Genomic DNA, 25,892 nt, shown 5'->3' on the forward strand with positions numbered 1-25,892 from the left:
CGACGCCATGGGCGCGGTGAAGTCCGAGGATAAGGACAAATATTTCGAGACATCGAGGACGTGGGAATACGACCGGATGCGGGCCGCGATCCAGTCGAGGCGGATTGCCTGGGGTGTCGCGGCGGGTGCCACCGTGCTCGCCGTCGTCGCGGTCTTTGCGCTGGCGATGCTGACGCCGCTCAAGACGGTCCAACCGTATGTCATCCGGGTCGACAGGACGTCGGGTGAGACCGAGATCGTGACCGCGCTCAAGGGACCGCAGCCGCGTACCTATGACGAGGCGGTCAACCGCTATTTCATCTCGCAATATGTCCGGCTGCGCGAGGGGTGGCTCAACGATGCCGCCCGGGAGAACGCCTATTCCGTGATGCTCATGAGCGACCAGGCCGAAGCCAGTCGCTATCTCGCCGGCGTCCAGTCGAACAACAGGAACGCGCCGTCCAACATCTACGGCGACAAGGGCTACGTCTCGATCGCGATCCGGACGATCAGCTTCCTCAGCCCGACCGTGGCGCAGGTCCGCTACACCAAGATCATCACGTTCGGGCAGAACGCCCCGGTCGCGCAGAATTGGAACGCGATACTGACGTTCAAATACACGACAGCCCCTGAGCATGAAAAGGATCGGAACCTCAATCCGCTCGGCTTCCAGGTCGTGAACTACCGCTCTGATCCGGAGGCGTGACATGAACGAAAAGCCAAACACCCCGTATGAGAACGTGTCCGTCGTCGTCCCCTTCATGCCTGCGTTCGCCGAGAAACTGGGTGCTCGTCTCTCGCCGCCTGCGACCGCGCTGGTGGTGACGCACCGCGGCGCCAGGAGCCGCTTCTGGCGCGGCGTCGGTGCGATCTGGCATCGCCTTGTCGCCCTCTCCATCGTCGGTGTCGCGGCTGTCACGCTCGTGCCGCATCCGGCATTCGCCTCGGAAACACCGGTGCCGGGGCCCAAGGACGCCCGGGTCCGCGACGTCACCTACGATCCCGACCAGGTGGTGACGATCGTCGGCAGCTTCCGTCACGCGATCGAGATCCAGTTCGGCCCCGGCGAGACGATCACGCAGGCGGCTTTGGGCGACACGATTTCGTGGCAAATTGCGCCTGTCGGCAACATCGTCTTCCTCAAGCCCCGCGAGCGGGCGGGTGGGACCAACCTCATCGTCGTGACCAACGTCGGTGGCGCGCCGCGCACCTATCATTTCAACCTTACCCTGGGGACCGCACAGACGATGTACGGCGTCCGCTTCCGCTACCCTCGCGAGGAGCGTGCCATGGCGGCCCTGCAGGCGCAGCAGGCCCAGGCTCAGGCGGCGAAGGCGGTCGAGACGAACATCACCTCGGCCGCGCTCGACCATGCGGTGATCGAGGGCACCCGCAACACGAAGTACACCGTGCAGGGCGATTCCTCGCTGCAACCGACCGAGATTTCCGACAACGGCGGGTTCACGGTCCTGCGCTACCCCGGCCATGCCGATATCCCGTCGATCTTCGCGGTCGACGTCGACGGCACCGAGACGATCGTCCCCTACGATGTCCGCGAGGATTTCGTCGTCATCCATGCCGTCTACCGGCAGATCCGGCTGCGTCGCGGTACGACCGTGCTGTGCATCTACAACGAGGCACCACTGCGCAACGAGCGCGGGGATCGGACTGGCACGGTTTCCAACGTCGTCGAACGCAAGGTGAAGGGGCAGTAACATGGCCGACAACGTCATCGACCGCGGCGGCGAGATCAGCCCCGACAGTGTGCCCTCCCATCAGCCGGATACCGTCGTCGCGCGCGGCGGCGGGTGGGGCAACATGGCCCTCATCGGCGCCGGTATTGGGCTGATCGGCGCCATAGGAGGCATCGCGATCGGCTATGGTGCCTTCCACCGCGCGCCCAGCGCGACGGCCGCTGCCGAACCCGCCAAGGCCAGCGACCGGGCCGTCGCCGACGTGATGGGGACACCCAATGCGCAGCGAGCGCTCCTCGCCAACCAGCTCGGGCAACCCGGTGCCCCGCAGACCGACATCTTCGGTCGACCAATCGCAGCCCCGCCGGGGCAACAGGCGCTCGACGCCAACGGCAACGCCGTTCCGGCGACGACCGGCACGACCTCGATGGCCAACGGTCAGCAGAGCCCCGGACAACGACGTGCCGAGCAGGCCCGAGCGATGGCGGACGCGGCACGCCGATCGCCGATCATGGCGTTCGGCAACACCGGAAATGCCGCGGGCGCTCCTGCGATGACGGGTGCCACTAGCGACGGCGTGGGCGGAGCGCCCGGGCGAAGCCTCGATCAGAGCGGTGATGGCGAACGATCCGGCGGACGGTCGATGGTAGCGGGGCAGGGTTTCGGCGCGAGCGGCTTCGGTGCCCCGGGCGAGGATGATGCCGCACCGAAGGGTGCGACCGACTTTGTTGACCAGCTCGCCCACTCCGCGATCCAGACGGTGCGCGCGACCATGGTCGCGGATCGCAATCTGTTGCTGAGCGCAGGCACAGTCGTCCCCTGCACGCTCCAGACGGCGATCAACTCGACCCAGGCGGGGTTCGTTTCCTGCGTCATCAACCACGACGTCTATTCGGAGAACGGCCGGATCGTCCTGCTCGACAAGGGGACGAAGGTGCTGGGGCAATATTCGGGAGGGATCACCCAGGGCCAGGCGCGCCTTTTCGTGCTGTGGACCCGTGCCCTGACGCCGCGTGGCGTCGCGATCGACCTGGGGTCGCCGGCCGCCGACAGCCTCGGGCGTGCCGGGCTTCCAGGCGGCGTCGATACCCAATTCTGGGCGCGCTTCGGCGTAGGCCTCGTCATCTCGGTGCTGGAAGATGCATCGAGCATCGCTAGCCGGGCCGTCGCCGGCCAAGGCACCTACACCACGCAGGTTCCCGGCACGACGGCGCAGACCGTTCTGCAGAACACGATGACCATCAAGCCGATCTTGAAGAAGAACCAGGGTGACACGGCTGCGATCTTCGTGGCGAAAGATTTCGATTTCCGCTCGGTCTATGACGTCCGCCTGCGGCCCTGATCGATGGGCACGAACCCGGCATCGCTGATCTACGCCCATAATGCGGAGCCGATCAGGCGACACCTCGAGCGAAGCGACGTGACCGAGCTGGTCATCAACGAGCCGGGATCGATCGGTCTGGAGACGCGCGAAGGGTGGGAATGGCACGAGGAGCCGGCATTGGACAATGCCGCGCTCATGACGCTGGCGAAGCTGATCGCCGGTCTCACCAAGCAGGACATCAACGCCGAATTTCCGATCGTCTCCTCGGTGCTGCCTGGCGGTGAACGGGTGCAGGTGGTCGTTCCACCCGCCGTCGAACAGGGCTTCATCTCGATCACGATCCGCAAGGCCTCGGGCGTCACGATGGACATCGACGACTTCGAACGCGCAGGGCTGTTCAGCGACGTTCGGGCCGGCGGATCGCACGACGATGTCGACGCCAGGCTTCAGGCCTATCGCGACGCCGGCGAGTGGAAGGCGTTCTTCCGCCTCGCGGTCGAATCCCGGAAGAACATCCTCATCTCGGGCGCGACGGGATCGGGCAAGACAAGCTTCTCGAAGGGGCTCATCAAGCTGATCCCGGACCATGAGCGAATCCTCACGATCGAGGATACGCGCGAGCTCGTCGTGCCGCAGCGCAACCGCGTCCACATGATGTACGCAAAGGACGGCAAGGGGCTGCAGAAAGCCGGCGCGAAGGAGCTGCTGGAGTCGGCGCTGCGGATGCGGCCCGATCGCATCCTCCTCCAGGAGCTGCGCGACGGCACGGCCTTCTTCTATCTCAGGAACGTCAACAGCGGGCATCCCGGCTCGATCACCACGGTCCACGCCAACACGACCGAGGGCGCGCTCGAACAGCTGACCTTGCTGGTCAAGGAATCGGAAGGCGGCAACGATCTCGACCGCCACGACATCCGGGCACTGCTGCGCTCGCTGGTCGATATCGTCGTGCAGATGGATCGCCTGCCCCCCGGAGAGGGGCAGCCGGCGCGCTATCGCATGACCGAAGTGTGGTTCGATCCAGCGGGAAAGTCGCGCGGTTGAGGAGGACATAGGGCGTGAACGGCAAGTGGGTGCGAAGCGACGAAGGATCGCAGCCAGGCGCCATCGTCTTCCTGGCGGTGATCGGGTTGATCGTCAGCGCAGGCATCGGTGCCGTGGCGGTCCTCTGGAGGGCTCATCTTCTGAGCGCGCATACGCCGTGGCGCAAGGTGCCGGCGGCCCTCTGGGGGTTGAAGGCGTACCCGATCGTCTACACGCCGTTCCTCCTCGGCTTCGGGCTCGGCCTCGCGCTGACGATCGTCACGATCATCTCGACGCTGTTCAGGCGCCAGAAGCTGCACGGGGAAGCGCGATGGGCGCGAGTCGGCGAGATCCGCAGGGGCAAGTTGCTCGGGGCCTCCGGCATCGTGCTGGGCAAATTCGGCGGCAAGGTCATGCGCTTCGACGGGCCAGAGCATGTCATGCTCGAGGCACCGACGCGCGCCGGCAAGGGGGTCGGCGTCATCATCCCCAATCTTCTCGACTGGCCAGACTCGCTCGTCGTGCTCGACATCAAGCAGGAGAATTACGACAATACCGCAGGCTACCGACTGAGGATGCTCGGGCAGCGGGTGGTGCTGTTCAATCCGCTCGACCCCAAGGGCAACACGGCGCGCTACAATCCGCTGAGCTATATCGACCGCCGCGACCCCGTGGCGGTGATCAACGAGCTCCAGAAGATCGGGATGATGCTGTTCCCCGATCCCGTCTCCGGCGAGAATTTCTGGGCGGAGAGCGCGCGGACCGCGTTCCTCGGCGTGGCGGCCTACGTCGCGGCGACCGCCGATGACGGGGCGGATGCGCTGCCGTTCACGATGGGCGAAGTCTATCGGCAGTTCGCCGCCGGTGATGCCGCGAAGCGGTTCCCGAAGATCATCCGGATGCGAGAGCAGGCAGGCAAGCCGCTGTCGGGCGGCTGCGTGTCCGCGCTGAAGGATTTCACGTCGGCATCGCCGAACACCTTTACCTCGATCCGCCAGTCGGTGACCGCCAAGATCAACGCCTGGCTCAACCCTTATGTCGATGCGGCGACGTCCGAGAGCGACTTCGACTTGAGCGAGTTCCGCGATAAGCGGATCTCGCTCTACCTCGGCGTCTCGCCCGACGATCTCGAGCGCGTGGCGCCGATCTACGGGCTGCTCTTCCAGCAGCTCATCGACCGCAACGTCCGCGAGTTGCCGAAGGGCGATCGGCACCGTATCAAGGTCCTCGTCGCGCTCGACGAGTTCGCAAGCCTCGGCAAATGCTCGGTCCTCGCCCAGGCCTTCAGCTACGTCGCCGGGTACGGGCTGCGGCTGCTTCCGGCGTTCCAGTCGATCGAGCAGATCCAGGGGGTCTATGGCGACAAGGTCGCGGCCGACATCGAGCGCAACTGCGCCGTGAAGCTCGTCCTGCGGCCGGCCGGCCTGTCCGACGCCAAGAAGATCTCGGAACAGCTGGGAACGTACACCTTTCGCGCACGGTCGCGCTCGATGGGGACATGGGGCGGCGGGGGCGGATCCACTTCGGAATCCGATCAGCGCCGGCCGCTGCTATTGCCGCAGGAGGTCGAGATGCTGCCCGAGAACGACCTCATCGTGTTCCGGCGTGGCATGTACGCGGCCTATGGCAAGAAGGTTCGCTACTATGCCGAAAAGAAGCTCGCGGCGCGCACCAAGATCGCGCCGCCGGGGATGCCCACGATCCGCGTCGACCCGGCGGTCGCCCGCAACAGCCTTCGCGTGATCGCCGCAGCGGAAGCCGAGGAAACCCGCCCGGCCCCGACGATCGCGGCCGGGACCTCGGCATCATCAATCAGCATCGCAGATCAAGCGAGCGGCGCGCGCCCTGCCCTTTCACCCTTGAGCAAGGCAGCGATCGATGCTGCGAAGGCCGCCCCCCCAGGCGAGCGCACCGCCAGACTGTTCGAAAACCTCGTCTCGATCGGTGCCCGGTCCGCGTAGAGATCATGACATCACCAGCCCGATGCTAGATCAAGGCGCACACGACACGCCGTGGCTTCAAAAAATATCATATCGTCGAAGAGTTACAGCATTATCTCCAAGAGCTTGACGCTGGCAGCCTGCCTGCGTTTTGCCTGGTCAATGGATTGATCGCCTTTTTCTGCCGCACGTAAGGAACGGTCGCGGCTATGAGGGCCGCGCAGGCATCGACAATCAGTCACTCGGCATCGGCCAGCGCGGGGAACAGTTTCGCATCAGCCGCGATCAACCACATGGCCCTGCGCCTTAGGGCGTTCGGTTAACAGCGTAGGCGTCATCCGCCGGCTTTGCGATCATATCGCCAGCGACTGGCGCCATCGACTCGAACACGCCGTCGCGCCGAACCAGCAAGTGAAACAGTGCAGCCGACAAGTGCATCAGGATCAACGCGAAAAACGCAAACGCCAGATAATGGTGCAGATCCCACAGGACCGCGTGGAGCGTCGCGGACTGCGGCAGGATCGCGGGCAAGGCGAAACCGTGCCACATGACCGCGGGATACGCCGCAGCCGACAGCATCCCCCATCCAAGCAGCGGCATCGCAACCATCAGCGCGTACAACCCGATATGCGACAGGATGGCGGCCTGCTTCATCGGCGCCGGCAGGTCCGCCGGCAGCGGCGGTGTGCCGCGCAAGAGGCGCACGCCGATCCGGATGACGGCTAGGATCAGGATGGCGATGCCGAGGGGCCGGTGGATCGAGACGAGCCCGAGATAGCTGGCGCTGATCGTCGAAACCATACCAACGCCGATGAACAGCATGGCGAGGATCGCGACCGCCATGACCCAGTGCAGAACGCGTTGCAGGACGGTGAAACGTTGCCGGATCACGACGTGCCTCCCTTCTTTGGCTCATTCTGGGCCGGGGGGTAGGGATCGGCGGTACGCGGATAGTTCGCGGCGCCGGCGGTGCGACGATCGTAGGACTTGGCATAGACCGCCGAGCGAGCAGCCGGAAACGGATCGTCCGAGGTAGCGATGCCTGCCGGTAGCACGGTGGGATCAAAGTTGAGGTCGCGGCACGGCCCATCCGGTTCCGGTATGACGCGCGTCGCTATGATCTCGCCGAGCGTGACGGTCTGGCGATCAGCGGGCCACGCCTTCGAGGGATCGCTTGTTGGATCCCCTTCCTTGGCGATCTGGACCGTCATCAGCCATCTCACCGGCGCGGTCCCGACACGATCAGTAATTTCCCGCTCCAGCACGTCAGGCCCGGTCTTCGCAAACTCGGCGGCTGTGATCCGGCCGACTGATTGTTCAGGCACGATCGACCAGCGCACCGTGCGCTTCACGTCAGACGCGTCGGAGAAGATGAAGGAGTTGAGACTGTTGAACCGTTCTTCGGCATAGGAGCCGGTCCACGGTCCGGTCTTCGCCCAGGTGGTGAACGGTTTCATGCCGGGATGCGCCGCGGCGAACTTTGCGGCCGCGTCGGGGTCCTTCGATCCGCCGGCCTGAAGCATCGCGTAGAACTCAGCCGGCGTCGAGACGGCGAACACAGGGGCGTTTATCATCGCGGTGCGCCACTGCGATCCGCCGGGCGCCGAGATCAGCAGGCCGATGCCACGTACCCGGGGTGCGCTGTCCTTGGCATAGGGATCGGGCGTGCCGAGATTGAAACGACCGACGACGGGAAAATCGCCCTTGGCGAGCATCGGCGCCGTGGAAAGGGATGTGCCCGCCCCGCTCGACCGAAAGATGCCGGTGAAACAGGTGCCCTTGGCGTGGTTCAGGCGATGGCCGGCCACCACTTTGGGCCCGAAGGCATCAGCGACCTGGTTCGGCGACAAACGGTTCGGGGAGAGCCAGCCGGCCGTGTAGGCGAAGGCGCCGGCCGTGCTCCCTGCGACCGCTGCGATAAGCGCGAGCGAGGCGAAGGTGCTGCGAGGGGATTGTGGGTTCGGAGACATTGCGGTCATGATACTGCGATCTTTTGGCCACGCCATCGATAACCGGCAGACGACAAGTAAACGATCGCGACATTTCATAAGATGCCGCTCCCGAGGACGTATGGCCGGCCCGGTTGGCCTTGCGACGATTGGGCCGGGCAGGATCACCCGACCCTTTGCCGCTCAAGCGATGTGAAGGGCAGCGAGTAGAGCCATGCTGATCGCCCCCAGCCCAAGCAAGGAGATGACGACCGCGGCGGTGACACGTCCGCCGGCCTTGGCGACGATTCGAACATCCACGCCGAGCCCGAGCGCCGCCATCGAGATGACCGTCAGCAGGGTCGCGATTCGCCCGATCGGTGCAATGGCCTCGGCCGGCATCAGACCTAGCGACCGGAAGGCGACCAGCGCCAGGAAGCCGATGATGAACCACGGCACGAGGTGAAAAAGGCCGGGGCGGTTGCTACGGCTTCCACCGGCGACCTCCTCACCATGGGGCTCCCCCTGCGACCCCAAGTGCGGCGCCACCAGCGACAGTAAGAGGCAGACCGGCCCCAGCATCAGCACGCGCACCAGTTTAACCAACGTACCCGTTTGCACCGCAACCGTGCCAAGCGGCGACGCCGCGGCGATCACCTGCGGCACTGCGTAGACCGTGAGGCCGGCGAGCGTGCCGAAGGCGAGGCCGCTCATGCCGAGCGCGATCCCGAGCAGCGGCAATCCGACGACGACTGCCACGCCCAGCACGGCGGTGAATGCGATCGAGGCGGCAACGTCGTCGCTGTCCGCTCCGATCACTGGCGCCACGGCTGCGATAGCCGAGTTGCCGCAGATCGCATTGCCGCACGCCACCAGCAACGCCATGCGCGTCGGCAGGCCGAGTAGCCGCCCGATGGCAAAGCTGAGCAGAATGGCGCACGCCACCACCCCGGCAATGCCGATCAGCAGCCCAGGACCGGCCGACAGGATGGTGACGGCACTGACCGATGCGCCGAGCAGGACCACGGCGACTTCCAGCAGATACTTGGCGCTGAAAGCGATGCCGGCGTGCCAGCGGTCGCCGGGCGTCCACACGCTGCGGACCGCCGTGCCTAACAAGATCGCCAGCACCAAGGCCTCCAGCCACGCCTTCCCCGCCACGGCGCGCTCGCCGGCTTCGAGCGCATAAGCGGCCCCAGTTACGGTCAGGCACAGCATGATCCCTGGCAGAATGACAAGGCGGTTGTTTCTGACGATCTGACCGGCAGATTGATCAAGAGAGGCAAGACTGGCCACAGCGGTTTCCTTCCGCCGATTGAGCTATGCCCGCAGTACCGATCGTACCAACGCCTAGTTTTAATCATTTCAATCGCCATTTTTGATCGGTCAGCTAGGGTGCGGGCATGACCCTTGAGCAACTTCGTCTCTTTGTCGGCGTCGCCGAGCGTGAGCATGTGACGGCTGCGGCGCGTGCGCTGAACGTTACCCAGTCAGCGGCGTCGGCTGCCATCGCCGCGCTAGAGGCGCGACACGCGATCAAGCTGTTCCATCGGGTCGGGCGAGGGATCACCCTAACCGAGGCGGGGCGACTGTTCCTCGTCGAGGCGCGGGGCGTCCTTGCGCGCGCAGCAGCGGCTGAGATGATACTGGACGAACTGGGTGGCCTCAAGCGCGGCACGCTGCGCGTCGTTGCCAGTCAGACCATTGCCGCCTACTGGTTACCACCGATCCTGGCCGCATTCCACGAACGCTATCCGGCGCTGTTAGTCGAGCTCGCAATCGGTAACACCGATCAAGCCGCTGTCCGTGTCCACGATGGCGACGCCGATCTTGGCATCGTCGAAGGCGAGGTCGATGATCCTTCCCTCGCACATTGGCCGATCGGCGAGGACCGGCTGGTATTGGTCGGCGCAGCGCCATTCTCTCAGCAAATCGACGCGGCTTGCCTGCGTCGATTCCGCTGGGTCACGCGCGAGCAGGGCTCGGGCACCCGCTCGACGCTCGATCGACACTTGCGCGCGCTCGACGTCGATCCCGCGATGCTCGACGTTGCGCTGGTTCTGCCGTCCAACGAGAGCGTGCGTACCGCGATCGAGGCCGGTGCAGGTGTCGGCGTTCTGTCATCACTGGTCGTTGCACCGGCGATCAAGGCCGGTACGCTGCATGCGGGACCGATCGAGTTTGGTCCGCGCGCCTTCTTTGGGCTTCGACACAAGGAGCGGTATCGCACGAAGGCCGCGGATGCACTGCTGGACCTGATTGGCTCGCAGCGCTGTTAGCGATACTGCGCTATGAGCGCGCGCTCCAGATGCCCACGAGCGCTGCAAGCGACACGAGCACCAGAAATCCGTTTACTATCAGGAGCAACGCGGCTGGCAGGCGCCTGATATCCGGTCGTGGCGGCGGGGCGCCGGCGCCCATCTCGCGCCACACCGCAGCAACAAAGCAGAAGGCGCTGAACAGGATCAGCATCGTTCCGGTCGCCGTCGCCAGCCACGGGAAGACGACGTCGCTGAGCAGCGCGCGAGCGCCGATCCCGGATGCAAGCGCCGCCAGTCCGGTCCGTACCCAGGCGGCATAGGTGCGCTCTCCGGCAAGGATCGTCCTGTCGATGGCAAGCTCTGTGCGGCGGTCGGCGCTGTCCACCTGCTGGACTGCGCTGTCCTTCAGCGTGCTCGCGCTCTCCGCCAGCTTCGCATGAGCCCGATCGGCGTCGTGGGGGGCGTCCATCAGCCGGCGGTGACGGTGATGCGGTGCCAGGCCGTCGAGAGATAGCCCGCGAAATTCCAGATCGCCTCGGGTCGTTCGGGCTGCATCTGCCCGGCACCATCGACGGCGCGGACCACCAGGACATGGAGCCCGGGCGACAGATCGAGTGTGACGCACCACTGCGTCCAGCTCCAGGGGGCATCGGGTTCTGCGGCCAGTTCCGCCTGCACCCAGTCGGTGCCGTTATTGACGGAGACCTCGACGCGGGAGACCGCTCGACCGAAGGCGACCGCATAGCCTGCGATCGAGCATGCCCCGGCTCTGACATGTTCGCCGTCCACGGGAGCGCAGATCGCAGCGTTGAGCGGCATCTCCTCGATCGTCAGGCCCTGATCCCAGTCCGCGTCCTCCTTCGCTATTGACGCCGGGAAGAGCTTGTAGTCCTTGGCCTGGATCGGCGCATCCGATGGGCGATCGCGCACCTCGATGCGGGTCAGCCACTTGGCGCTACGAACGCCCGCGTAGCCCGGCACGACGAGCCGTAATGGTGCGCCATGTTCGGGGGTCAGCGCCTCGCCATTCATCGCCCACGCGATCAGCACGTCGGGCTCCAAAGCCTTGGCGATCGAGATCGAGGCACCGAACGGCGCCGTCTCACCATCGACATCGACGTCGTCGGCACCCGTCGCGCCGACGAACGAGGCGCCGTCCTGGATGCCGGCCGCGGCGAGCACGTCGCGGAGCGCGACGCCGGTCCACGCCGCATTGCCGATCGCACCCACGTCCCAGGGATCGCCCGAGGTCTTCTTGACATCTTGAAGATGTGCTCGCCGATTGCCGGCGCACTGCATGGTCGCGGTCACTGTCCGGCTCGCGAATGCCGTCTGAAGTTCGGCAACCGTGAAAGTGCGCGGTCGATCGACCAATCCGTCGAGCGCTACACGATGATCGCCGGCGAGCTTCGGCGTCGGCCCGTGGCTGCGTATGTAGAAATCTGCCTGCGCCGTCAGGAAGGTGGTCAATTTGTCTGGATGTGTCTCCGCGTTGAGCGGGTCCAGGCAGCGGAGGATGAGGTTCGGTCTGGCGCGATCGGCTTCTGTCATGCTTCCAGTCTATCATGATGAAATTGACAGCGTAATCGATCGTTTGCTTGGCCCACATCATCCAAGCGTCTCGATCGACCATCGCTACTGCGAAGCTGCCGCCAGTCTTATCGCCGGTTGGCGAGCGGACGATATTCGCCAGCATGTGGTCGTCGCACGGTACGTGATGTGTCGCACGACGAGCGCCTCATCGCTGTGCCGATGTGACGCAAGGGAGGCGAATTGAAAGCTGCCCTTACGCAATTCCCGAGAATCAATGATGCGCGCCGCTAAAGCTAAGAAGACCGATCAAGACCGAGATCCGCTTCTGGTACGGGCGAATACCTTGACGGACCGCGGGCCATCGATGGTCGCTCTCCGGATGCAAGGCGATCCCCCAACATGCGATGGAGTTGCGCAAGTTCGTCCGTCATCTGGGTTTCGGGAACCCCCATCCCGCCCCGTTCCACACGATAAAAGAGGTCAAGCGATCCGGCCAGTTCAGGGTCGGCGAAGAGTGCTGGGCTCTCGCCTGCCCGCCAGAGAACGGCTAGCTCGGCCGACCGGGCTTCGTCGGCGAAGGCGGACCGGTCTGGCGCACTGGTCGAGGCAGGCGGCTGCGGCAGGCTAGCCCCCCTCCCCTCTAACTCCGCACGGCTGACCGCGGCGAGCCGGTAGCGCAGTATGCGTGTTTCCGGTGTGTCGGTGGGCGACGGCTGATATTGTCTGGTCAAAAGAGCGAACAAGTCGCTCGAGCTGGCACTGCTCGCGGCCTTCCGCCACGCAACCATCGCGCGATCGTTCGACCGCCTATCCGCCGGCTGCAAGAGCGCGAAGCGTTCGAGCAGCGCATCATCGGCAATGTCGATGGGAAGCGGCGCGGAGTTGCCGTTTGCCGCTGCATGCGCAAACCCAGCGATTGCCGCGACGGTCGAAAGCTGGGCCCGCGTCAGCTCCCGATCCTCGATCGATCGGGCGAGGATCATCTCCAGCACTGGCATCAGGTCCGTAACCGCAGCCTGCCCGGCATCGATCGTGTCGAGCCGGGTCAGGATATCGTTCTGAGACGCTTCGATCCGGGCGTTGCCCCGCGCCACGGCATCAAGCTGACCCTGGACGAGCGTCAGCGCATCAAGGACGGCTGCTAGCAAGGCTTTGGTTGGGTCCGTGTTCATCGCCGTGGCTCGCCCTTGTTCAATATCTGGTCTCGCCCGCGGTGCGCGCGATCGTGCTCCCGCACCTGCTGTAGAATGTCGTCGGCCTTCCTCGGCGCAGCGTTCTCGGATTGCCTGTTGGCCTCTTCCATCAGAGACCGGAGACGGTCGGATACGCCCGCCGAGCGCTCCCCCTCTCGCGCGATCTGCGGACGCCCTGTGCCCTCCGATAATTGTCGATCTGCTTCGAGCTGCTCGCGCATCGCTCTCGATCGCGCAAGCGCGGCGGCAACCCGATCGCGCACCTCAAGGTCAGCCGCATCACGCCGATCGGGTGATGCCGCCAGCCGGATAGACTTGGTCGAGTTCGGCTCGGGAGTCCGCATCGATGCCACGAATCGCTCGAGACTTTTCGCCACGGCTTGATCGACCAATGAGGGTGACGACGACAGCTCGACGATCGAACGCTCATAGGCGGCTCGAACGGTCACGTGCTGACGAGCAAGGACAGCCTCGACAGGATCGGCGAGCCCCCACTCCCGGTAGCGCGCGGCGCGCTCGGCGCGGCCCTTGTCGAGGCGAGGCACGCCTCCCTTCTCCCGCACCTTGCGCGCCGCGATGGGCTCATGCGCCGGGTCGATACCACGTGCCCTCGCCGGCGTCGCGTTCGCCTCGATGCCCCGGTCACGCAGCTTCTCGGCAAAGCGTTGGCGATAGCGGAAAAGATCATCACGGTCGGGATGGAAGCGTCGTCCGTCATGGTCGCGGCGTGCGAAGGTGACATGGACGTGGGGATGATCACGGTCGACATGGAGCGAGGCGACCCAGGATCGGTTTGCGAATTCCTCGCGCGCGAAGTCGAGGGTCGCGTCCTTCAGCCGCTCCGGATCAGTGCCGGTCGGCATCGAAAGGATCATCGAAATCGATGTCGCCCCCTTCCGGCGCGCGTCATCACCCATCTCCCACTCGTGCCAATCCTGCGCGAGGATTTGCATCTCCCCGCCGTCGCGGATGACGTCGCCGTCGCTTGTATAGAGTGGCAGCTCTTCGTCCGGACCATGCCCGAGACGGCTGATGTAGGAGAAGTTGGCAAGGACATGGCCGCCGCCATGCTGCCGACCCGTGATGCGGACCATGACCTCCGGCGCACGCCGCGCCGTCCGCTCCATCGTGGACACGGCGCGCCTGCTGACCGCCGCCTGCGCACTCCCCCCAAATGCCTGCTTGGTGTGTGGCGAGGATCGATAGGCGGTCGATCGACTGGTCGGCTTCGGGATCATGGAAGCGACCGCCAACCCCAGCATCGTACCCCCCGTGGACGGTGCCTTTCCCGTCCCGCCCCCGCTGCCGGCCCGGTACTTCTTGGAAGGCGCGAAGACGCCAGCCATGGTGTCGAGCGTACCGGAAGAAAGCCGGAAGCTCATCGCTGTTTATCCCCGAACGCACCGGTCCAGTAGCCGACTTCGCCCCCTACATAGGACGAGAGAGATCGCCTGGTGGCGAACAGCAGCGCCTTCAGCTCCCCGCAGGTCTCGAGAAAAGGCTCGGAAATCCGCGCTATGTCGAGGGAGCTTTCCGGCTGGTTCGCCGCGTTCATCGCGTGGACGGCCTGGTTGATGTTGCGACCGATCGCGAGCACCTGCTTGCGCACTCTTCCGATCTCGGCCTGGGTCGTCGGGGCGAGACGCAGGCGCGCGGCCTTGTCCCATAGCTGCCACCTCAGCGCCCGCTTGATCCACTCGTTACGGGTCAATCCCAACGGTGCACCAACTGTGTCGATCGCCTCGATCTCGGTTCGCTTCAGCCGGACAGTGACCCGCACCTGATCGTCCGGGTGTCCCCTGTCCGCGATGGCTGGTGTCGGTAGATCGTCATGCTCGGACGCCAGCGCGACGCGAGAGAGGGTGAGCACGATCCACGCGCTGCGAGACTGGCCATGAGCGGCTGCGACGCGATCAATCTCCGCGACGAGCTCATCCTTCATCCTCAGGCTTACCATCATGCCTAAAGCCCCGTGCAGCGGCGCCATCAAAACCAATGCAATACATTGGTGCCAGATGGCATATCCTGCCATCCCTTGTAACAGTCTCTAGCTATCTCATCACCAGATTTCAAACAAGCGCAATGAGAAATCAAACGCGGAGGAGAAGAATGGTGGATATCTGCTAGCAGGTCTTCTTTCTCGAAGCGTTTCCGCGCGCGTCGATCACGGTAAGATCGGGATATATACTGTGATCTGGTGCAGATTTGGAGGGGATATGGAGTTAATTCAGGTGGCCCAGACTTCACTTCTCCGACAGAACACTCTCTTGCCCCCAGGTTCCCCAATGGAGGAATGCAATGCCCCGTACCTCGGCCAAGGCCGACGATCTCACCGCGATTAAAGCCCGACGCGAAACCTTGAGGGCAGAGTTGGCTGCGTTGGACGAACGCGCCAAAGCAATGGAGATTGCCGCCCGGGATGCTGGGCGTCAGACCCTGATGGCGGCCCTCGAACGCGTCAAAATCGCGGAGATCGACAAGGCAGATGCTCGCACGATCGCGGTGGCGATAGGGAATTACGGGGGAAGCGCGGTTGCCCGACATCTGGCCACGCTACCCTCTGACTGAGCCAGACAGGATCGACGCCACGACGTGCGGTGAAACCGACCAGGGAGATCGTGACGCGCTGATCCGCTCTTTCCAGCGGGGGGCTGCATCGCTCATGGCGACAGCATGACCAACGCTATCGAGCTTGCCATTCGCATGCGCCGCGCCGCTTTCAATCGGGCGCTTGCAGATGCCGACCTGGCAGCCATCGGGCCCATCCTTGCTCCCAATGCGCTCCTCGTCACCGGCACGGACAGCGCGGTCCTGTCGGGACGCAAGTCGCAACTCCTGGCTTGGAAGCGTGAGTTCGCAAGCGCTGACCCGACGGTCTATGTCCGGACCCCGGATCACGTCATCGCATCCCCGGTCGAGCCGATTGCCATGGAGCATGGTCATTGGCGTGGCGCCCAATCTGGCGGAGCCACGCTCCTTGCGTCCGGCAGCTACGCTGCGAAATGGCGGAGGGTCGGTGCCGATTGGGTCATCGAAGCAGAGATCTATCTGACCCTGGCATGAGGCTCGGCCGTATCTCGCCCGAAGACTGCCCGCCCCTTCTCGGACGGGCTTCGAAAGGTGATCGACCAACGCGGGCGGTCCATTTCGACGATGCTGTGTTCCCATTCGTGCCGTGCTGGCCCGGTGATGTGGTAGGCGGCGCGGGGCTCGAGCGGCAACGCAGCGCGCTCGAAGTCGCGCTCCCCCCGGCGACGGCGGAAGCGCATCTCGGCGGACGCGCCGAGCGATACCCCGACCACATGCTCGTAGATTGGCCGATCGCGGTGCCACCCTATTCCCGCGCCGGGGTCGTAGCGGATGAGAAGCGCTTGGATCAGTGATTCCGGACTGAGCCCTGCAAAGGCGGCAGCGCGGTCGCGGATCGGTAGAAGCCAATCCGGCATCGCTTCGGCGCGCGCGACACGGCTGGTCTCGAAATCATAATGCCACCCGAACGAGTTGGTGAGGCGCTTGCCGGTCCAGCCCTGGAACCGGAAGGGTGCGAGCGCGGTCGCGTCGATGGCTGCGATCAACGAGGCTTCCTCGGTTGCGGTAACGAGATCCGACGCGACCGACAATCCGGGTAAGATGGGACTGCCAAAGAGGTCGGGCATCATAGCTCGGCCGATCCACCAGGACCCGGCTGGCTCGCGGGCAACGGCAGTTGCGACGGTTCGGGGTTGCCAGCCAGGAAATTCGATACCGTCACCCCAACGAGGCGAATACCCTTTTCGACCGGGTATATCGAACGAACCAGAGCAAGGCTTGCGGACCGCAAAAGCGTAAGGGTGTCGACCGCGCCCGGGAGGCTGCGGCTGCGCGTGATCTGGCGAAAGTCCTGGAACTTGACCTTGACCGTTACGGTCCGCCCGAATGTGTGCCGCCTCTGGCACCAGGTCCACACATCGTCAGCCATCCGCAGCACACCGGCTTCGATCTCCTTTGGATCGGTCAGATCCCGATCGAACGTAGTCTCGGATCCCGACGACTTTCGGACGCGGTTCGGATTTACCGGTCGATCATCTTCGCCACGCGCGATCGCGTGGTACCAGCCAGCCGAACTGCCGAAATGCTCGGTCAGGAAGTCTATTGATTTTGAACGCAGGTGAGCTCCGGTCGTTATGCCGAGCCGCTCCATCTTCGCGGCGGTGACCGGTCCGACACCATGGAAGCGCGAGACCGACAGCGTCTCTACCCAAGCCTCCCCCATGTCTGGGGTAACCGCGAATTGCCCGTTGGGCTTACGATGATCGGACGCGAGCTTGGCGAGGAATTTGTTGTACGAAATGCCAGCGGAAGCCGTCAGGCCCGTTTCCTCGAGGATCCGAGCGCGGATCGCCTTGGCGGTCAGCCAGGCGGTTGGAAGGCCTCTTCGATTGGCGGTCACGTCGAGATACGCCTCGTCGAGCGACAGCGGCTGAATGAGATCGGTGAATTCGGCGAAGATCGCATGGATTTGCTGCGAGACCGACCGATACACATCGAACCGAGGAGGCACGAAGACGAGGTCGGGGCAGCGCCGCATCGCCGTCACGGAAGTCAGCGCCGACTTCACGCCAAAGGTACGCGCTTCATAGCTTGCCGCGGCAACGACACCGCGGGCAGCGGCCTGCCCGACCGCGACGGGACGCCCACGCAGACGTGGATCGTCTCGCTGCTCCACCGATGCGAAGAAGGCGTCCATGTCGACATGGATGATTTTCCGGATGGGGCCGCGATCCATGGGTGACATGTATCAAGACACGAACGTATAGGGAACAGCGGTTCATGAGAGCGGCACCCGACCTCGCCCGGACGCTACCACGCGAGCGTTGACGTGGCACCACGGTTCCAGCGGTTACACGTGGCCGCTATAACCACAAAGTTGCCCTGGGGGCGTACCGACCTCCGTCCTGATACGGGTTTCGATCGGCCGGCGAACGGCGATCGAGCGAGCAGTCACTTGTTCCGCCGTCGGTACGGCGAGGGCCCCCTGCCCTCTTATTTCTTCTTCGCCGCCCGTGCCGCTTCCGCTTCCTCTGCGAGTGTCAGAAGCAAGGTCATGGCCTCGCCCTTCTTCACCCGATGACGATAGGCAAAGTCGTCATAGCGCTCGCGGTCTTCCGGCGTCGTGCGGATATGGAAGTTGGCGGTGTAGACGGCCTCCCGCGTCGATGCTGTGGGACGCTTGGCTGGTTCGGCGGGCTCGGACTTGAACCCGAGCCTCTCGCCACCTTGCTTCGCCCTTTGACGCTGTTCCGGCGTCGGGATCGGAATGTCGTCGTCATCGTCGAGCGCGAAATTGGCGAGGCCGGGCCGAGCTGTGGTGTCATTCATGCCGGGGTCTTCTCGTTGAGCAGTTGAAGGACGTTGAGGGTAAAAGCCGCCGCGTTCGCCCGGGCGGTTTCCAACGAGCCGACGTCCTTGTCCTTCAACGTGGCGAGCGTACCGCCAATGCTGAAGATGGCCCGATAGGCGCCGCGTTCGGCGAGTGCGGTGTCGATGACGGGGATACCCGCCTCTCGCATGCCTGCAATGATCTGCTTGAGATCGCGCGGCCATAGCCGCGTGGAGGCCTGCGTCTTTGCGAGCACCGCTGCAAATTTCAGGGGCTTCTCACGCGCTTTCGAGACCTGCTTCACATTCTTGAAGGCGCGCGCGGCCTCGTTTGAATCGAGCGCGGACCCTTGCATCGGGATCAGGGCGAGGTTCGAGACGAGCAGGGCATTCGTCACGCGGCCGGACGCCCTCCCCTCCAGGTCGACGATGACGTATCGCGCGCGCTGGCGAGCCTCGGTGATCGTATCGATGATCGTCTCCTCGTCGATCTCTTCGATAACCTCGATATTGTCCGGTTTGCCTTTCAGGGCCGCCCATTTGGATAGCGGAAAATTGGGATCCGCATCGATAAGGATCACGTCGCCGCCCTGCGCGGCTAGTTCCGTCGCAAGCAGGAGCGCCGTCGTGGTCTTTCCCACCCCGCCTTTAGGGGACAATAGGGTGATGACGGGCATTCGAGACTCCAATCCTAACCGCGATGACCGCGCGGTCGCATGTGTTACAACGGATGACCGGCTCCGGCAAGTTACAGCGGAGCGAAGAGTTATGTGCAACATCTGCGTTCCGTGTAACCGTTGTAACCGCAGCTCAAGAGGGAAGTCAGGCGCCCTTCCCTGCCATCGCTGTCTCCACACAAAAACGACGGTTGCTGCGACGCTGGTTGGTGCTTCGCTGTAACCGAACGATTCGCGCACTCGGACCGAAGATGATGACCGAGCGGGTGACCGGCCCGTGACGCGCTCTCACGATCGGCATGCCGCTGTAAGACTGACTGACAGCATAAAGTCGAGCGAACATATGTAACGCAGCGAACCTATCAGTTACGGCAGTTACAGCGGGTAGGGCGGGTACAGCAGTTACAGCGGTTACGGCGGTTATGCGGCGCAGCTCCGTCGCCACTTCGCATCGTACAGTTCTGTTGCTGCAAAGCGCTTCGCCTCGTTAAGGTCCTGGCCACATGGCCCTCGACCTCGACGGAGCAGTATTGGTTCGATGCGTCACGGCGGTTACACGCGAGACAGCGGGCACAACGGACGCAGCAGGGGAGCGGTCCTAGCCTATGATACGGGTCGGGCTGATAGATCGGTTAATGCGGGTATAGCGGGCGCAGCGGATACACAGGGTATATCGGATACACCGGTTACACCGGTTACGGCGCGTACGGCGAGTACAGCAGGTACAGCGGATAGCGTCATCCCGGCAGGGTATTGGCTCTAATCGCCGCCGCGGGAGCGAGCTAGCAAGGAGGCCCGATATTCGAAGGTACAGCGGCCGCATCTACCTCCGCGCTCCGTGCGGTTATCCCGAACACAGCGGTTACAGCGACCACGTTAAACAGAGGGGCGGGGAGCTGAGAGAACAGCGATTCATTCCCGCTGCCCCCCCCCCCCCCCCCCGATCTCCGCATTCAATTGTGTCGCATGTAACCGCTATCTCGCATTTAACCGAGCGGTCGCGTGTATCGCTTTGGCAGTGCGTCGATCCCGCCTTGGTGCACCACCATCGCTGCGTCCGCATGCGGATCAGCGCAACGCGGTGGGGGAGGGGACACCGCACGATCTCGAGCCCCGATTGATCGGCAAAGAAGCTCCGGCGGAAGCGGCACGAGCCAGCTCGCGCACTCCTGTCGTCGCAAGTGCCTTGACCGAACGCAACCACTGAAGGAACGTATGGGGAACGCTTAGAGTCTGTCCATCATGCTTACGACACCCGATTCCCTCCGAAGTACGGTAGCCAATCTTCGGGCTATCGCGCTGCCCATCATGGATCACCGCATCATCGCCTTCGGCGTCGAAGCTCTGGACGATCGTCTCGGATGCGGCGGACTTCGTGCCGGCGCATTGCACGAAGTAGCGGCCCGGAGCTGTTCGTTGGTGGATGACGCGGCAGCCACGCTGTTCCTGGCGGGCATCGCCGCGAGGGAAGCCGGTGCAGTTGGTGGCCCGGTTCTATGGGCGAGCTGCCGAAATGATCTCTATGCGCCAGGACTAGAGCAAGCCGGGCTCGCTGCCGCGGACGTGATCTACGCACAACCGCCGGATGACGCCGCACTTCTCGCCGTCATCGAGGATGCCGTTCGCGATGGAACGCCTTCAGCGGTCGTCGCGGAGGCGGGGAGGGTGTCGATGGTGGCAACCCGCCGCCTCCAACTTGTCGCAGCCGAGGCTGATATGCCCGTGCTTCTCCTGCGTCGCCGGCGAACCCGCGACCAGGATCCATTGGGCGAGCCATCCGCGGCCTGGACCCGCTGGCGGATCGCCAGCGCTCCCTCGGCGCGCCTCGAGGTCGCCGGCGTGGGCCGACCACGCTGGTCGATCGAGCTGGCGCGCCAGCGAGGCGGCGAACCATTCTCCCTGGTAGTGGAGGGTTGCGATGAGACGGGTCGTCTCGCTGTTCCTGCCGCACTTGGCCATCGAGCGGCTGAGGCGGTTGGAACGGCCCGCACCGCGGCCGCCTGAGGTCGCCGCGCACCTGCTATCCGTCGAGGATGATCCCGGCGCCTGCTCCGTTCCCCGGGGCGGGAGTTGGCGCCCTGGCGCACGTTGGGCTCGCGCCGACACGGCAACGCCGCCGGACGTAGAACACCAGATCGCGACCCTGCCGGCGCACGCCCGACCCCCGATACGCGAATTGGGGCGGCGATCGGAATCGGCTGCGCATCCATTTAAACGACCCGGTACGGCAATCCATCGCGATGCCGTCCGGCCCGAGGATCCGGCGCGACATGCGCCGCTGGCGCTGATCGACAAGGTCGGCCGGCGGGAGGAGGTGGTGGCGGCCTGCACTGCGGCAGTCGCGCTCGGCATCCATGTCGGCATGGCGGCGACGCATGCGCGCGCCCTGGTGTCGGACCTCGATTGCCGGCCAGCGGAACGCCAAGCCGATGCCGCACTGCTCGATCGACTAGCCTTGTTGGCGGTGCGACGATGGACACCGATCGCAGCCGTCGCGCCGCCCGACGGCCTCTGGCTGGACCTGACAGGCTGCGATCATCTCCATGGCGGCGAGGAACGCTTCTGCCGACGCCTGCAGTCCTTCTGCCGGCGCGCGGGGTTCACCGCCCGGGTTGCGCTGGCCGATACCCCCGGTGCCGCCCATGCGGTGGCCCGCTTCGGAACGCACGACATCGCCATCGTACCGGCAGGGGAGGGCGTCGACGCGCTCTCGTCCCTTCCGATCGCCGCACTGCGGCTGAGCGATAGCGCGCTATCCGCGGCACGACGGTTCGGCTTCGAGCGTATCGCAGATGTCCTGCCGGTCGCGCGCGGACCACTCGCGCGCCGCCTGGGACTGCCCGCGATCACCCGCCTTGATCAGGCGATCGGGGCGGTCGCCGAGCCGATCAGCCCGGTTGAAGATGCGAGGGTGCCGATTGTCGAACGCCGCTTGCTGGAGCCGATCGGGACTGCCGAAGCCATCGCGCAAGTCATGGCGGACCTGCTCGAGGATCTGGCCGGAATCCTGCGAGCAAGAGGCCTCGGCGTACGGGCGCTTCGCCTGACCGGCCTGCGGGTCGATGGCGGTGAGCAGGTCGTCGCGATCGGCACGTCGCGGCCGACCCGCGAGGTGCCGCATCTCCTGCGGTTGCTGAAGCTCCGCATCGAGCGGATCGATCCGGGCATGGGTCTCGAACAGTTCCTGCTGGTCGCACCCCACACCGAGCCCCTGGACGCGGTCGATCTCGGCGCCGTCCTTGCCGGCGAGACGCTGCAGCGCGATCCGGCGCGGCTCGTCGACGTCGTGGCGGGCCGAATCGGTGCGCGATCGGTCTTCAGGATCGCGCCCGTGCCGAGCCATGTTCCGGAGCGCGCGGTCACCCAGGCCGACCCCGTCGATGCACCGGGCCGCTGGCCGCTATGGCAGCGACCCGTGCGCTTGCTCGCCCGACCCGAACCCCTGCACGGCGTCATCGCCTTGCTCCCCGATCAGCCGCCACGGCGCTTCGAATGGCGGGGCAAGCCCTATCAGGTCGTCGCCGGCGACGGCCCCGAGCGTATTCACGGCGAATGGTGGCGGCGCGACGCGGAGGTGTGGGCGGTCCGTGACTATTACCGGGTCGAAGACGGGGAGGGCGGGCGCTGGTGGGTGTTCCGCCGCGGTGACGGGTTCGAGGCGGAGACCGGCGACCTGAGCTGGTGGATGCACGGCATGTTCGCATGACCGCCTATGTCGAGCTTCAGGTGCTCACCCACTTTTCGCTCCTCAGAGGGGCTTCCAGTCCGGAAGAGTTGTTCTCGGCCGCGGCACTGCTCGGCTACCCCGCGATCGGCGTCAGCGATGTCGGCACGGTTGCCGGCGTCGTGCGCGCCTGGGAGGCGCAGAAGGCGACGGGCGTTCGTTCGATTGCCGGTGCACGCATCGATCTCGCCTGCGGGCGGCGCCTGATCCTCTATCCGAGCGATCGCCCCGCCTGGTCGCGACTGACCCGCCTGCTGACCGTCGGCAAGCGCCGGGCGGGGAAGGGCGCATGCGAGCTACATTGGCATGATCTCGCGGCCTGGTCGGAGGGCGTGATCGCAATCCTGCTGCCGCACGAGGCGGATGAGGCGAACCGGACGGCACTGGCCGAATTAAAGGCGCTCTACGGGCGGCGCGGCTACATGGCGCTGTTCCAGCGGCGCAGGCCGAACGACGCTGTTCGGATTGATGCGCTCGCGCGGCAGGCCAGCACTTTAGGGGTGCGCGCCGTCGTCACCGGCGACATCCTCTACCACGCCCCCGACGCTCGGCTGCTTCAGGACGTGGTGACGGCCGTGCGCGAGAAATGCACCGTCGACGAGCTCGGCTACCGCCGCGAGGTCAATGCCGATCGAGCGCTGAAGTCGCCGGACGAGATGGTGCGGCGTTTCCGCGACTATCCCGACGCATTACGCGCCAGCGTCGATATCGCGCGCGCCTGCACTTTCGACCTGGGGGAACTCGCCTACCAATATCCGCACGAGCGGATGATCGAGGGGCTGAGCGCGCAAGGCGCGCTTGAAAAGCTCGCAGGCGACGCGGTCGACCGAATGTTCGACGGGGCCGTCCCGCCCGCATACCAGACCCAGATCGCGCACGAACTGCGGCTGATCGGCGAGCTCGGCTACGCTCCCTACTTCCTGACGGTCTTTGCGATCGTTCGCGAAGCGCGACGGCGCGGGATCCTGTGCCAAGGCAGGGGCTCGGCCGCCAATTCCTGTGTCTGTTTCGTGCTCGAGATCACCTCGATCGACCCGATCAAGCACGAACTGCTGTTCGAGCGGTTCGTGAGCGGAGAGCGTCGCGAGCCGCCCGATATCGACGTCGATTTCGAACATGAGCGGCGCGAGGAGATCATCCAGTGGATCTACGAGACCTATGGGCGCGATCATTCGGCGCTCACCGCGGTCGTGCAGCGCTACCGGGCGCGCGGTGCGGTCCGCGATGTCGGCAAGGCGCTGGGGCTCCCCGAGGACCTAACCTCGTCGCTCGCGGGCCTGGTGTGGGGCTGGTCCGCCGAGGGCGTCGGCGAGAAGCAGGTTGCCGAGCTGAACCTCGACATGGCCGACCGCAGGCTGCGCCTGACGCTCGATCTCGCGCGACGGTTGATCGGCGTGCCGCGCCACATGAGCCAGCACCCGGGAGGCTTCGTCCTCACCCATGATCGCCTCGACGACCTCGTGCCGATCGAGCCTGCGGCGATGGAGGATCGCCAGATCATCGAGTGGGACAAGGACGATATCGACGCATTGAAGTTCATGAAGGTCGACGTCCTGGGGCTGGGCATGCTTGGCGCAATGAATCGCGCCTTCAACCTGCTCGAGGACGCCAAGGGCGTGCGCATCGGGCTCGCCGATCTCCAGGACGACGATCCGGACGTGTTCGCCATGATCTCGAAGGCCGACACGCTCGGCACCTTCCAGATCGAGAGCCGCGCCCAGATGTCGATGCTGCCGCGCATGAAGCCCCGGCGCTTCTACGATCTCGTGATTCAGGTCGCGATCGTCCGCCCCGGGCCGATCCAGGGCGACATGGTCCATCCGTACCTGCGTCGGCGCGAAGGGCTCGAAAAGCCCGAATATCCACGCCCCGAGCTGCGGGCCGTGCTGGAGAAAACGCTCGGCGTACCGCTATTCCAGGAGCAGGCGATGAAAGTCGCCATCGTCGGCGCCGGCTTCACGCCGGCCGAGGCGGACCAGCTCCGGCGGGCGATGGCTACCTTCAAGTTCACCGGTGGGGTGTCGCATTTCTCGGAGAAGCTCATCGAAGGGATGGTCGAGCGCGGCTATCCACGCGAATTCGCCGAGCGCACGTTCCGCCAGTTGGAAGGGTTCGGTTCCTACGGCTTTCCCGAGAGCCATGCCGCCAGCTTCGCCAAGATCGCTTATGCCTCGGCCTGGATGAAACACCATCATCCCGACGTGTTCTGCGCAAGCCTCATGAACGCGCAGCCGATGGGCTTCTATGCGCCGGCGCAACTCGTCCGCGACGCGCGCGAGCATGGTGTCGAAGTGCGCGCACCCTGCATCAATGCGAGCCGATGGGATTGCACGCTCGAGCGAACCGGCGGTCGCTATCTCGCCGTCCGGCTTGGCCTGCGACAGGTTCGCGGCCTGTCCAACGCTGACGGGGCATCGATGGTCGGCGCCCGGAGCACGACGCCGTTCGTTTCCGTCGAGGATGTCTGGCGGCGATCGGGCGTCCAGCGCGCCGCAATCGAGAAGCTGGCCGATGCAGATGCCTTCCACGCCTTCGGTGCCGACCGCCGGCAGGGGTTGTGGAAGGTGAGGGGGCTCGGCGAGGCGCCGCTTCCGCTGTTCGCCGCGGCGGATCGCGCGGCCGAGGGTTTCAGCGCGGAGGGCTCCGAACCCGAAGTCGCGCTGCGGCCGCTGACCGATGGTGGCGAGGTGATCGAGGATTATCGCGCGCTGCAGCTGTCGCTCCGCGCACATCCACTGGCGTTCCTGCGCGACGAACTGGCGCGGCGCGGGGTCACACGCTGCGGCGATCTTGCCGGCATTCGCGACGGCCGCCACGTCGAAGTCGCCGGCATCATCCTCGTCCGCCAGAAACCGGGCAGCGCCAAGGGCGTGCTCTTCATCACGATCGAGGACGAGACCGGGATCGCGAATGGCATCCTGTGGCCCGATCGCTTCGAAGCGCAGCGTCGCACCGTCATGTCGGCATCGATGATCGGCATGAAGGGCAGGGTGCAGAAGGAGGGCGAGGTCATCCACGTCATCTGCGACCGGATCGTCGATCATGGTACGCTGCTGACCCAAGTCGGCGCGATGTCGTTCCCTCATCGGACCGGGCGTGGCGACGGCGCGCGCCATGCCGGTTCGCCCGATCGCGGCGATGCCGGATACAAGCAGGGCGGGTGGAGCCCGGCCCCGCGGAGTTGCTATTGGCCACCGCACGCGGACGGCATGGATCCGGAAGACGTCGTCCGGTTCAAATCGCACGACTTCCACTGAG

At 65.0% G+C, this 25,892-nt stretch carries 23 protein-coding genes; 11 read left to right on the forward strand and 12 right to left on the reverse strand.

Annotation, left to right across the window (positions count from 1 at the left end):
* Positions 1–7: 7 nt before the first annotated feature.
* From GTH33_RS01215 to GTH33_RS01235, 5 genes are read left to right on the forward strand one after another with little or no spacing between them, the layout of a single operon-like run.
* Positions 8–685 carry a VirB8 family type IV secretion system protein gene (locus GTH33_RS01215; RefSeq protein ID WP_163956691.1) on the forward strand — a complete coding sequence of 226 codons (678 nt, stop codon included), beginning with the start codon at positions 8–10 and terminating at the stop codon, positions 683–685.
* A gap of 1 nt (position 686) precedes the next feature.
* Entirely contained in the window at positions 687–1,694 is a 1,008-nt protein-coding gene (locus GTH33_RS01220) for a TrbG/VirB9 family P-type conjugative transfer protein (protein WP_163956692.1), read from the forward strand.
* Between the two features lies 1 nt (position 1,695).
* Positions 1,696–3,015, forward strand: coding sequence for a type IV secretion system protein VirB10 (virB10, locus tag GTH33_RS01225; RefSeq protein WP_163956693.1), 1,320 nt, complete (start codon positions 1,696–1,698; stop codon positions 3,013–3,015).
* Positions 3,016–3,018: 3 nt separating this feature from the next.
* Positions 3,019–4,041, forward strand: coding sequence for a P-type DNA transfer ATPase VirB11 (virB11, locus tag GTH33_RS01230; protein ID WP_163956694.1), 1,023 nt, complete (start codon positions 3,019–3,021; stop codon positions 4,039–4,041).
* Between the two features lie 14 nt (positions 4,042–4,055).
* Entirely contained in the window at positions 4,056–5,981 is a 1,926-nt protein-coding gene (locus GTH33_RS01235; protein ID WP_163956695.1) for a type IV secretory system conjugative DNA transfer family protein, read from the forward strand.
* 285 nt (positions 5,982–6,266) lie between these two features.
* Here GTH33_RS01235 and GTH33_RS01240 read toward each other — a convergent pair whose 3' ends face one another.
* From GTH33_RS01240 to GTH33_RS01250, 3 genes are all read right to left on the reverse strand, one after another.
* A complete protein-coding gene (locus GTH33_RS01240) occupies positions 6,267–6,803 on the reverse strand; it encodes a cytochrome b (protein WP_163956775.1) in 537 nt (178 codons plus the stop codon).
* A 44-nt stretch (positions 6,804–6,847) separates the two neighbouring features.
* Positions 6,848–7,939 carry a catalase family peroxidase gene (locus GTH33_RS01245; RefSeq protein ID WP_208404213.1) on the reverse strand — a complete coding sequence of 364 codons (1,092 nt, stop codon included), beginning with the start codon at positions 7,937–7,939 and terminating at the stop codon, positions 6,848–6,850.
* Positions 7,940–8,092: 153 nt separating this feature from the next.
* Positions 8,093–9,106 (reverse strand): YeiH family protein, encoded by a 1,014-nt coding sequence (locus GTH33_RS01250; RefSeq protein ID WP_163956777.1) that lies wholly within the window; start codon positions 9,104–9,106, stop codon positions 8,093–8,095.
* A gap of 185 nt (positions 9,107–9,291) precedes the next feature.
* On the opposite strand from GTH33_RS01250, the gene GTH33_RS01255 reads away from it, so the two are divergent.
* Positions 9,292–10,167: a LysR family transcriptional regulator gene (locus GTH33_RS01255; RefSeq protein ID WP_163956696.1), complete on the forward strand. Its 876-nt coding sequence runs from the start codon at positions 9,292–9,294 to the stop codon at positions 10,165–10,167.
* Between the two features lie 10 nt (positions 10,168–10,177).
* Here GTH33_RS01255 and GTH33_RS01260 read toward each other — a convergent pair whose 3' ends face one another.
* The 5 genes from GTH33_RS01260 to GTH33_RS01280 form a co-directional block, all read right to left on the reverse strand.
* A complete protein-coding gene (locus GTH33_RS01260) occupies positions 10,178–10,618 on the reverse strand; it encodes a YidH family protein (protein WP_163956697.1) in 441 nt (146 codons plus the stop codon).
* On the reverse strand, positions 10,618–11,700 hold the full coding sequence (locus GTH33_RS01265; protein WP_163956698.1) for a sulfite oxidase: 1,083 nt from the start codon (positions 11,698–11,700) through the stop codon (positions 10,618–10,620). Before GTH33_RS01265 ends, GTH33_RS01260 begins: the two co-directional genes overlap by 1 nt.
* Positions 11,701–11,975: 275 nt before the next feature.
* Positions 11,976–12,854, reverse strand: a complete 879-nt coding sequence (locus GTH33_RS01270; protein WP_163956699.1) for a hypothetical protein — start codon at positions 12,852–12,854, stop codon at positions 11,976–11,978.
* Positions 12,851–14,257, reverse strand: a complete 1,407-nt coding sequence (locus GTH33_RS01275; RefSeq protein ID WP_243848455.1) for a relaxase/mobilization nuclease domain-containing protein — start codon at positions 14,255–14,257, stop codon at positions 12,851–12,853. Before GTH33_RS01275 ends, GTH33_RS01270 begins: the two co-directional genes overlap by 4 nt.
* Complete coding sequence (locus GTH33_RS01280; RefSeq protein ID WP_163956779.1) at positions 14,254–14,835, reverse strand: ribbon-helix-helix domain-containing protein; 582 nt, start codon at positions 14,833–14,835, stop codon at positions 14,254–14,256. Before GTH33_RS01280 ends, GTH33_RS01275 begins: the two co-directional genes overlap by 4 nt.
* A gap of 338 nt (positions 14,836–15,173) precedes the next feature.
* Here GTH33_RS01280 and GTH33_RS01285 point away from each other — a divergent pair, with 338 nt between their 5' ends.
* Positions 15,174–15,443 (forward strand): hypothetical protein, encoded by a 270-nt coding sequence (locus GTH33_RS01285; protein ID WP_163956700.1) that lies wholly within the window; start codon positions 15,174–15,176, stop codon positions 15,441–15,443.
* A 105-nt stretch (positions 15,444–15,548) separates the two neighbouring features.
* Positions 15,549–15,938, forward strand: coding sequence for a DUF4440 domain-containing protein (locus GTH33_RS01290; protein ID WP_163956701.1), 390 nt, complete (start codon positions 15,549–15,551; stop codon positions 15,936–15,938).
* Here GTH33_RS01290 and GTH33_RS01295 read toward each other — a convergent pair.
* The 4 genes from GTH33_RS01295 to GTH33_RS01310 form a co-directional block, all read right to left on the reverse strand.
* Positions 15,920–16,534, reverse strand: coding sequence for an alpha-ketoglutarate-dependent dioxygenase AlkB (locus tag GTH33_RS01295; protein ID WP_163956702.1), 615 nt, complete (start codon positions 16,532–16,534; stop codon positions 15,920–15,922). The two genes, GTH33_RS01290 and GTH33_RS01295, sit on opposite strands and share 19 nt — an antisense overlap.
* On the reverse strand, positions 16,531–17,649 hold the full coding sequence (dinB, locus tag GTH33_RS01300) for a DNA polymerase IV (RefSeq protein ID WP_163956703.1): 1,119 nt from the start codon (positions 17,647–17,649) through the stop codon (positions 16,531–16,533). The genes GTH33_RS01295 and dinB overlap by 4 nt, the downstream gene beginning before the upstream one ends.
* Positions 17,650–17,897: 248 nt before the next feature.
* Positions 17,898–18,233 (reverse strand): hypothetical protein, encoded by a 336-nt coding sequence (locus tag GTH33_RS01305; RefSeq protein ID WP_163956704.1) that lies wholly within the window; start codon positions 18,231–18,233, stop codon positions 17,898–17,900.
* The gene (locus tag GTH33_RS01310; protein WP_163956705.1) at positions 18,230–18,910 is read right to left on the reverse strand and encodes a ParA family protein; all 681 of its coding nucleotides are present in this window, start codon (positions 18,908–18,910) and stop codon (positions 18,230–18,232) included. The genes GTH33_RS01305 and GTH33_RS01310 overlap by 4 nt, the downstream gene beginning before the upstream one ends.
* A 1,308-nt stretch (positions 18,911–20,218) precedes the next feature.
* On the opposite strand from GTH33_RS01310, the gene GTH33_RS01315 reads away from it, so the two are divergent.
* The 3 genes from GTH33_RS01315 to GTH33_RS01325 all read left to right on the forward strand — a co-directional run bounded on the left by GTH33_RS01315 (position 20,219) and on the right by GTH33_RS01325 (position 25,891).
* Positions 20,219–20,914 (forward strand): ImuA family protein, encoded by a 696-nt coding sequence (locus GTH33_RS01315; protein ID WP_163956706.1) that lies wholly within the window; start codon positions 20,219–20,221, stop codon positions 20,912–20,914.
* Positions 20,915–21,188: 274 nt separating this feature from the next.
* Positions 21,189–22,616: a Y-family DNA polymerase gene (locus GTH33_RS01320; protein WP_163956780.1), complete on the forward strand. Its 1,428-nt coding sequence runs from the start codon at positions 21,189–21,191 to the stop codon at positions 22,614–22,616.
* Entirely contained in the window at positions 22,613–25,891 is a 3,279-nt protein-coding gene (locus GTH33_RS01325) for an error-prone DNA polymerase (protein WP_163956707.1), read from the forward strand. Before GTH33_RS01320 ends, GTH33_RS01325 begins: the two co-directional genes overlap by 4 nt.
* The last annotated feature ends 1 nt before the right edge of the window (position 25,892 follow it).

It is taken from the genome of Sphingomonas insulae (assembly GCF_010450875.1).
Taxonomy (GTDB): Bacteria; Pseudomonadota; Alphaproteobacteria; order Sphingomonadales; family Sphingomonadaceae; genus Sphingomonas; species Sphingomonas insulae.

Excerpts from the sequence above, each read along its gene's own strand:
- GTH33_RS01215 (WP_163956691.1), top strand. The coding sequence starts at position 8 with ATGGGCGCGGTGAAGTCCGAGGATAAGGACAAATATTTCGAGACATCG.
- GTH33_RS01220 (WP_163956692.1), top strand. The coding sequence starts at position 687 with ATGAACGAAAAGCCAAACACCCCGTATGAGAACGTGTCCGTCGTCGTC.
- virB10 (WP_163956693.1), top strand. The coding sequence starts at position 1,696 with ATGGCCGACAACGTCATCGACCGCGGCGGCGAGATCAGCCCCGACAGT.
- virB11 (WP_163956694.1), top strand. The coding sequence starts at position 3,019 with ATGGGCACGAACCCGGCATCGCTGATCTACGCCCATAATGCGGAGCCG.
- GTH33_RS01240 (WP_163956775.1), bottom strand. The coding sequence starts at position 6,803 with ATGGCGGTCGCGATCCTCGCCATGCTGTTCATCGGCGTTGGTATGGTT.
- GTH33_RS01245 (WP_208404213.1), bottom strand. The coding sequence starts at position 7,939 with ATGACCGCAATGTCTCCGAACCCACAATCCCCTCGCAGCACCTTCGCC.
- GTH33_RS01250 (WP_163956777.1), bottom strand. The coding sequence starts at position 9,106 with ATGCTGTGCCTGACCGTAACTGGGGCCGCTTATGCGCTCGAAGCCGGC.
- GTH33_RS01255 (WP_163956696.1), top strand. The coding sequence starts at position 9,292 with ATGACCCTTGAGCAACTTCGTCTCTTTGTCGGCGTCGCCGAGCGTGAG.
- GTH33_RS01260 (WP_163956697.1), bottom strand. The coding sequence starts at position 10,618 with ATGGACGCCCCCCACGACGCCGATCGGGCTCATGCGAAGCTGGCGGAG.
- GTH33_RS01265 (WP_163956698.1), bottom strand. The coding sequence starts at position 11,700 with ATGACAGAAGCCGATCGCGCCAGACCGAACCTCATCCTCCGCTGCCTG.
- GTH33_RS01270 (WP_163956699.1), bottom strand. The coding sequence starts at position 12,854 with ATGAACACGGACCCAACCAAAGCCTTGCTAGCAGCCGTCCTTGATGCG.
- GTH33_RS01275 (WP_243848455.1), bottom strand. The coding sequence starts at position 14,257 with ATGAGCTTCCGGCTTTCTTCCGGTACGCTCGACACCATGGCTGGCGTC.
- GTH33_RS01280 (WP_163956779.1), bottom strand. The coding sequence starts at position 14,835 with ATGATGGTAAGCCTGAGGATGAAGGATGAGCTCGTCGCGGAGATTGAT.
- GTH33_RS01285 (WP_163956700.1), top strand. The coding sequence starts at position 15,174 with ATGCCCCGTACCTCGGCCAAGGCCGACGATCTCACCGCGATTAAAGCC.
- GTH33_RS01290 (WP_163956701.1), top strand. The coding sequence starts at position 15,549 with ATGACCAACGCTATCGAGCTTGCCATTCGCATGCGCCGCGCCGCTTTC.
- GTH33_RS01295 (WP_163956702.1), bottom strand. The coding sequence starts at position 16,534 with ATGATGCCCGACCTCTTTGGCAGTCCCATCTTACCCGGATTGTCGGTC.
- dinB (WP_163956703.1), bottom strand. The coding sequence starts at position 17,649 with ATGTCACCCATGGATCGCGGCCCCATCCGGAAAATCATCCATGTCGAC.
- GTH33_RS01305 (WP_163956704.1), bottom strand. The coding sequence starts at position 18,233 with ATGAATGACACCACAGCTCGGCCCGGCCTCGCCAATTTCGCGCTCGAC.
- GTH33_RS01310 (WP_163956705.1), bottom strand. The coding sequence starts at position 18,910 with ATGCCCGTCATCACCCTATTGTCCCCTAAAGGCGGGGTGGGAAAGACC.
- GTH33_RS01315 (WP_163956706.1), top strand. The coding sequence starts at position 20,219 with ATGGATCACCGCATCATCGCCTTCGGCGTCGAAGCTCTGGACGATCGT.
- GTH33_RS01325 (WP_163956707.1), top strand. The coding sequence starts at position 22,613 with ATGACCGCCTATGTCGAGCTTCAGGTGCTCACCCACTTTTCGCTCCTC.